The 7,110-nt window shown below is 44.9% G+C and carries 5 protein-coding genes; 1 reads left to right on the forward strand and 4 read right to left on the reverse strand.

The genetic code is table 11. From position 1 onward, the window contains the following. Positions 1-3 precede the first annotated feature (3 nt). Entirely contained in the window at positions 4-180 is a 177-nt protein-coding gene (locus tag STRDD04_RS11705) for an IS3 family transposase (protein ID WP_082757359.1), read from the reverse strand. A 289-nt stretch (positions 181-469) separates the two neighbouring features. Continuing rightward, positions 470-769, reverse strand: a complete 300-nt coding sequence (locus STRDD04_RS06105) for a transposase (protein WP_062200278.1) — start codon at positions 767-769, stop codon at positions 470-472. A gap of 460 nt (positions 770-1,229) precedes the next feature. On the opposite strand from STRDD04_RS06105, the gene STRDD04_RS06110 reads away from it, so the two are divergent. Beyond that, positions 1,230-4,283, forward strand: a complete 3,054-nt coding sequence (locus tag STRDD04_RS06110; RefSeq protein ID WP_062200281.1) for an ATP-binding protein — start codon at positions 1,230-1,232, stop codon at positions 4,281-4,283. Between the two features lie 85 nt (positions 4,284-4,368). Here the strand turns inward: STRDD04_RS06110 and STRDD04_RS06115 are convergent, their stop codons facing one another. After that, on the reverse strand, positions 4,369-5,358 hold the full coding sequence (locus STRDD04_RS06115; RefSeq protein WP_156469061.1) for a formimidoylglutamase: 990 nt from the start codon (positions 5,356-5,358) through the stop codon (positions 4,369-4,371). A 143-nt stretch (positions 5,359-5,501) separates the two neighbouring features. Next, positions 5,502-7,043 carry a histidine ammonia-lyase gene (gene hutH, locus STRDD04_RS06120; RefSeq protein ID WP_062200286.1) on the reverse strand — a complete coding sequence of 514 codons (1,542 nt, stop codon included), beginning with the start codon at positions 7,041-7,043 and terminating at the stop codon, positions 5,502-5,504. Positions 7,044-7,110: the final 67 nt, after the last annotated feature.

Here is a 7,110-nt window from a genome sequence, read left to right on the forward strand (position 1 = left end):
TTTTTACGTTTCTTGCGGCTTGTCATAGTTATACCAGTCAATATAGTCTTTCACTTGCCGAATCAATTTCTCTTTCGTTTGTGGAGGAGATAATTTTAATGATTCACTCTTAAGATGTGAAAAGAAATTCTTACAAGAGGCATAATGTTTCTTACGAATAGGCGATTTTAAGCCTAGTATTCACATATAGCGTAGGATGGTCTTGGGATTGCGAAAGATATGGTAGTTTCTTCTTAATTGATAACAAATGAAACGGTGGTCTTTCAATGTCGCTGCAAATAGTTCCGTAATAACTTGGTCCAAGTCTGTATCAACCTGTTTGTACGTAGGTTTGTCATTACGTAACCAGAGACAGGAAGAGGATTTTGGGAAACCGAAATAGGCACACAAATTGGATATAGAATAGCTTTCTTTCAACTGGTCAACGACTTGATAGTGGCGGGTTCTTCTCACTTTCTGAGAAGAGTCCTTAAGTTTTTAAAATATCATTCTCCATCCGCAGATAAGCGTTCTGTTCTTCAATTGTCATGTCATACAGATTGGCGGATTTGGGACAGCCAGTAAATTTAAAGCTTTGCAAATCTTGTGTCAATAAATTTAGGTTTTCACAATATTTCCTTTTCCAATTCCGAATTTGGCTATATGATTTCAATCCATGTTTTTTGATAATAGCTTTCATCCTACTACTTTGTTCGCTGAGATAGTCTTCCAACACCTGCAATTTAAATTCAAGAGAGTATCTTGTAAATTTACTTTCTTTTTTAGCCATAAGAAAAGAGCCTCCTTATAAGAACAGTATATAACTTTTTATAAGTAGCTCTGTTCATCCCAGTCGTTTTTTTATACGTTCTACTTTTTCTATTCGAGTAGATAAGTTTTTGACTGAGGTTAGGTATACAGCAAAACCGATTGTCAACAGTTATCAAACTAGCGATGACGTAGTTACTTAACAAGGCCGATAGACCAACAATCCTATAAGTAGCTTCCTACATACTACCCTAGGTCTGGGATTGTTTCACGCATTTCCAACCGATTATGCGTAGAAAAAGGAACAGAAGGAGGTACTTCTTTATAAGTTCCTTTTTAAAATTTTATTTTCATTTTATAAGGATGGCTCCCTAACGATAAGCAATTTAAAATTGCAAATTAGGGGTTAGTATAATAATTTACTTGCTAAACTGTCTTTTTTTGTTTATATTAGTTTCATAAGCATTTTTGGAGGCGTTTTCATGGACAAAGCTCTTTTAAGGTTGAAATTACTAGGAAATCCGAGTGTCTTTCTTAATCAAGAGGAAGTCTTTTTCCCTTTTGCCAAAATCAATGCCCTGCTCTACTATCTTCATATCAATGGAACAGTCAATCGGGAGGAGATTGCAGGAATTCTCTGGGAAAATAAAAACAATCAGACTGCCAAAAAAAATCTGCGCAATACTATCTATCAGACCAATAAACTGCTGGGCGGGGACTGGATTATCGCTCCCAACCGGACGGTTCTGTCGCTCAATCCTAAGTGTAGAATTGAAAGTGATGTGGAGCTCTTTTCAGACAATCCTGCGGAGCATCTGTCGCTCTATCAGGGGGATTTTCTGCAGGGCTTTTATCTTAAGGATAGTGAGGCCTTTGACTATTGGGTGTCCAAGATGCGAACCCGATATGAGCAGCTGTATATTCAAGCCTGCTACCAACAGCTCGAAAAGGGAAACAACCAGCTGGATTTGGAAGAAACAGAGCAAAATTTACACCGTTTGATTAGCATTGATGAGTTTGATGAAAAGAACTATCACCTGCTGATGAAGTTCTATCAAGAGAATGAACGGCCCGGCAAGGTAATTGAGACCTATTATAAATTGGTGAACCTTTTGGACAAGGAGCTGGGCATCAGTCCTAATGAGGCTATCCAGCAACTTTATCACGAAGTGCTTGCCAAGGACCGTAGCGAGCGCAAGACTAAGCAGTTTCTGCGTAATACGGACCACTTTTTCGGTCGGGTAGATGAAATCAAGCGCTTGGAGTCTTACTTTTCTAAGATTTTAGAGGACCAAGAGGCGCGTGCTTTGGTTCTGGTCGGAGGGACTGGTATTGGCAAGCGGACGGTGACTCGCCAAGTGCTGGCCAATCAGACCAAGGATTTCCAGATTGTCATGGCTGAGTGCTTCAAGGATGAGATGAAGATAGCTCTGCAGCCTTGGCGTGGCTTGCTAGATGGACTGGGTGACTTGGTCATTCAGCACCAGATCCTCTCTCTTAGCCAGTGGCAGGTTATTTTAGAAAGTTATTTCCCGATTTTGATAGAGGGTGCCTCTGGAGTTCAGCTAGATGCGGATAAGCTGGCTCAGTTTGTGGTGGATATCTTACAGAAAATTTCCAAGAAAAAGGCCTTGGTCATTTTGATAGAGGACTGCCATTGGATGGATGCGGCTAGTGCTGCTGTCCTGGAGCAGGTCATGAATCATCTGAGTGACTATCCTGTGGCCTTTGTTTTGACCAAGCATCTGAGTACGCCATCTTATCTGGAGCATTTTTTCAATCACTTGCTGGTTCGTAATAAGCTAGACATTATTCAGCTGCAGCCGCTGAAGTTTCAGGACAGTGTGGCTTACTTACGGGCTCAGACAGGTCAGGTGGCTATGTCTAAGCAGCAGCTTGAGGACATTTATCGGGTTAGTCAGGGCATTCCCTTCTTTCTGACGGAGTATGCTAAGCAGTTCTTGCGAGGAGAAAAGTTTCATCCGCTGACTCCTGCTATCAAGGCCAAGCTGTCTTTGAAGCTGGACTATTTGAGCAGCGGGGAGGAGGAACTGGTAGACTATCTTGCTTGCTTCAGCATTTCTGCTTCGCTTTCGCTCTTGGGCAAGTTACTGGCTTTGCCTATGGAAGAGATGGTTGAAATCACTGAGGAGTTGAGACAGAAGCAGCTGTTGATAGAGGAGGAGCAAGAAGAGAAGTTGATGCTGCGGTTCAGTCAGGAGCTTCTGCAGATCTATGCCTATGAACGCTTGTCGCTGGCAAAGAGGCGGATGCTGCATCACCAGATTGCTCAGAGTATGGAAGACCAGCTGGGAAGCTCTTTCTATCATGCCCAACTGTTCAATGACATTGCCTATCATTACAAGATGGCCAAGCAGGCCATCAAGTCTCTGGAATATGAGCTGCATTATCTGGAAGCCACCCTGCAGTTTCATCACGAACTCTTTCCGATTTATTCGCGGGAATTTGGCTTTATTGAAAAGACGGACGATGCCAATCAATCGGCGGTTTTGGACCAGTTTGACCGCATCCGTCGGCAAATACAAGAGTTGGAAAGAAAACATCAGAATCACAAGGATTTCCAACTGCTAGTTCTCCGCTTTCTCTATCTGGAAGGACGCTATGCCATCCGGACAGGAAATTATCAGCAGGGGATGGACAATATTCAGCAGGTGCTTGTCTCGGCCAAGGAGCTGCAGCAGATGGATTTTCTCCTAGAAGGTTATCGGCAGATGATCTACTACTGTATCCAGACAGAAAATATCCTAGAGATGCGCTATTATACAGATTTGGCTCTAGATGCTTCAGTGCAGGCCAATAATCACGAGGCTATTGCTATCAACCTCCGCCTTAAGGGGCTTTATCATCTCATAATTGGAGACGAGGAGCAGTCACTCCATCACCTTTACCGATCTATCGACTGCTTCAGTCTGACGGCTTCGCTTCGCTCCAAGTATTCGATTCAGATTGCAGCGGCCTTGGACTATCTGGCGGAAATTGAGCAGATCCGTGGGAACTTCACGACAGCATTGGTCCATCAAAAGGAGGCGATTGATCTAACAGAAAATAAAACCTCCGAGCCTTCGATTTTTGCCTTTTATATTGGCTTGGGTATGACTTATTACTGGCTGGGTGATCATGAGCAGGCGGAGAAGATTTTTCTTAAAGCAAAAAAAGCGCTGGAAACCCTCAGCTTTCCATGGAAAGAGGCTCAGCTGGAAGTCTATCTGGCCTTGATTGGCTGTGAGAAGGGAGATTATCAGCCAGTGCTTGACCTGCTGCGGAAAAAGGATAATCTTATCAGTCGCTATGGCAATCCGCGGGACAAGGGGTTGATCTACTATCTGATGGCTGTGCTTAAGTATCGCCTGCTGACTGGCAACTTGCAGGAAGCTGGATTTGAGGAGTTGCTGGCTCAGGACTTTGAAACCTACTATGATACGGCCAAAAGCCATCTCAATTCCTACCGTGACCGTCACCAGCTAAAAGAATTAGAAAACTTGCGTATGGACTTGTCTCAGGAAGCAAATATATAGTAAAAGAGGATGAAATTATTTTTCATCCTCTTTTGCGTCTCTAAAATATAATAGTAAAATTGTTAAAAATCCTCTCGAAAGACGATCAGTCATGTACTTGAGCCCAAACCTGGGTCAGGTAAAAGACAAAGCTGGCGGCTAGGTTAGCCGTGTGATTGTCAATATCATGAGGGGGAGAGACCTCCACGATGTCAAAACCAATCAGCTTGCCTGAAGCGGCGATGTGCTGGAGGACCAGAACAGCCAGATTTGGGTCGACCCCCAGCGACTGGATAGCACTGACACCGGGAGCAGCACCGGCAGCAAAGCAGTCAATATCAATGGTCAGATAGACGTGCTCCTTGTCGGCTAGGTAGGCATCGACAATCTTGCAGACCTCCTTGTACCCCATCTTGTAGATATCCAGCCCAGTCAGAAACTGGATAGCCTTGGATTTTGCCACAAAGTCAAAGAGAAAGAGATTGTTATTGTGCTCCTGAATCCCTAAGATGAGGTAGTTAAAGACTTGCTTCTGAGCCAGAGTTTCATCAAACATTTGGCGAAAACCAGTACCGGAATTGGGACCAGTCTGGTCATAGGGGCGCAAGTCAAAATGGGCATCCATATTGATGACGGCCAAGTCTTGGTCAGGAGCTAGCGAAGACTTGAGGCCTAGATAGTGGCCATAGGCTGTTTCGTGGCCACCGCCCAGAACGATAGGCCGGAGATTGAGCTCCCGCAGTCGTTTAACAGCTCGAGCCAGACTCTGCTGTAATTGCTCCAGAGAGCGGTTGGGACCATCAATATCGCCAACATCAAAGAATCGGACATTTCTGCCTAGGTGCCAAGGGAGTTTGGCCAGCTGGGTTCGGACAGCCTGAGGGCCTTCGACTGCCCCCACTCGGCCATGGTTGATATAAACCCCTTTATCACTCTTAAAGCCAATCAGGGCAAAGTTGATACCCTCAAAAGGTGTCAAGTTAGGGTCATTTAAGTCCAAAAACTCAATAACCATACCCCACTTGGCAGCATATAAATTATCTTCTAATCCTCGATGATAGTAGCTGTTATCTAGCTGATAGTAATCTTCTAACATGATCTTGTCCTTTTCCATAACGATACTTGCGACTTTATTATAAGAGTTTCTACCAAGCCTGTCAATGACTTTTGGCAGAAAAAGGAAGCCCAGCTGAACGGGAGCGGGCTTCTTAGGTTAGCTTTTTTACAGAGTCATCAGCTTTAGAATTGAATGGTCAAGTCCACAGCCTTTTCAACTGCTGCTAGGAATTCTTCGTTTTCAATCAGCTCAGAAGCCTTGTTGAGCTCTTCGTAGATTTCGATGTCCTTATCAAACTCGATAAAGCGGACATGCTGACGGAAGAGGTCGTAGGCTGGCTTAGTTCCCTTACCCAGTTCATGGTTTTCTGGTTTCAGATCCAGAGCTTGGCAGGCAGCCATGATTTCTGTTGCTACGATGCGGCGAGAATTCTTGAGAATCTCAGCTGCCTTGCGTGCTGCAGTAGTTCCCATGCTGACAAAATCTTCTTGGTTTTCACAGGATGGGATAGAGTCTACGCTGGCTGGATGAGACAGAACCTTGTTCTCAGAAGCGAGCGAAGCACAAGCATACTGGGTAATCATAAAGCCAGAGTTGAGGCCTGGGTGTTTCACCAAGAATGATGGGAGCTTGCTCAGTTGGCTGTTGACCAGCCGTTCCACACGGCGTTCAGATACATTTCCGATTTCAGAAATAGCGATGCCGAGGAAGTCGAATGGTTGCGCCATTGGTTCTCCGTGGAAGTTACCGCCTGAGATGACATGGCCTTCCTTGGTGATGATAGGGTTGTCTGTAACGGAGTTGATTTCAATCTCAACCTTGGTCTTGACATAAGCGATAGAGTCCTTGCTGGCACCATGAATCTGCGGAATACAACGCAGGGTGTATGGGTCTTGGACCCGTTGTTGAGTGGCTACGGTTGTGTTGCCACTGCCTTCCAGAAGGTTGCGGATATTGCGGGCTGTAGCCAGCTGACCGCTCTGAGGTCGAATGGTGTGTAAGTCTTCTTCGAAAGGACTGGTAATACCATTGTGGACTTCCATGGAAAGAGCGCCAGCGACATCTGACAGTTTAAGCAGCTGGATGGCATCGTAGGTAGCCAGAGCTCCGATACCTGTCAGGACAGTCGTACCGTTAATCAGTGCCAGTCCTTCCTTGGCTGCTAGAGCAATTTTCTCTATGCCGGCCTTGTCCAAAGCTTCTTGTCCAGAGAGTAATTCACCTTGGTAGTAAGCGCGACCTAGTCCTAGCATAGGCAGAACCATGTGAGCCAATGGTGCTAAGTCACCGGAAGCTCCCAGAGAGCCTTTTTCCGGAATGTAAGGTGTGACGCCTTTATTGAGCAATTCCAACAGTTTTTCGACAGTGGATAGGCGAATACCAGAATAGCCCTTGACCAAGGAATTAATCCGAATTAACATAATCGCACGGACGGCATCTTCAGGTAGGGGATCACCAAAGCCTGAAGAGTGCGTACGGATTAGGTTTTCTTGCAGTTGAGTCGTATCTTCTGATGAGATGCTGACATTGCAGAGAGAGCCAAATCCGGTTGTCACACCGTAGACTACCCGTTTTTCGCGGACGATGTCATCCACGATTTTGCGGGAAGCTTCTACAGCTTTTTTAGCATCTTGGTTGATTTCGCAAGTGGCTCCATGACGAGCCACTGCGATAACGTCTTCAAGTGTTAGACTATTTCCGTCTAAGTGAATCAATTTTGACATGTAGAATCCTCCATTATGGGCTTGAATTGTCAAATTAAGTGCACAATTTCACCATAAAATACTTCAT

The sequence above is a fragment of the Streptococcus sp. DD04 genome (genome assembly GCF_001578725.1).
Classification (GTDB): Bacteria; Bacillota; Bacilli; order Lactobacillales; family Streptococcaceae; genus Streptococcus; species Streptococcus sinensis.

Bases quoted from the DNA above. Each gene is read 5' to 3' on its own strand.
- STRDD04_RS06110 (WP_062200281.1), top strand. From the start codon at position 1,230: ATGGACAAAGCTCTTTTAAGGTTGAAATTACTAGGAAATCCGAGTGTC.
- STRDD04_RS06105 (WP_062200278.1), bottom strand. From the start codon at position 769: ATGGCTAAAAAAGAAAGTAAATTTACAAGATACTCTCTTGAATTTAAA.
- STRDD04_RS06115 (WP_156469061.1), bottom strand. From the start codon at position 5,358: ATGTTAGAAGATTACTATCAGCTAGATAACAGCTACTATCATCGAGGA.
- hutH (WP_062200286.1), bottom strand. From the start codon at position 7,043: ATGTCAAAATTGATTCACTTAGACGGAAATAGTCTAACACTTGAAGAC.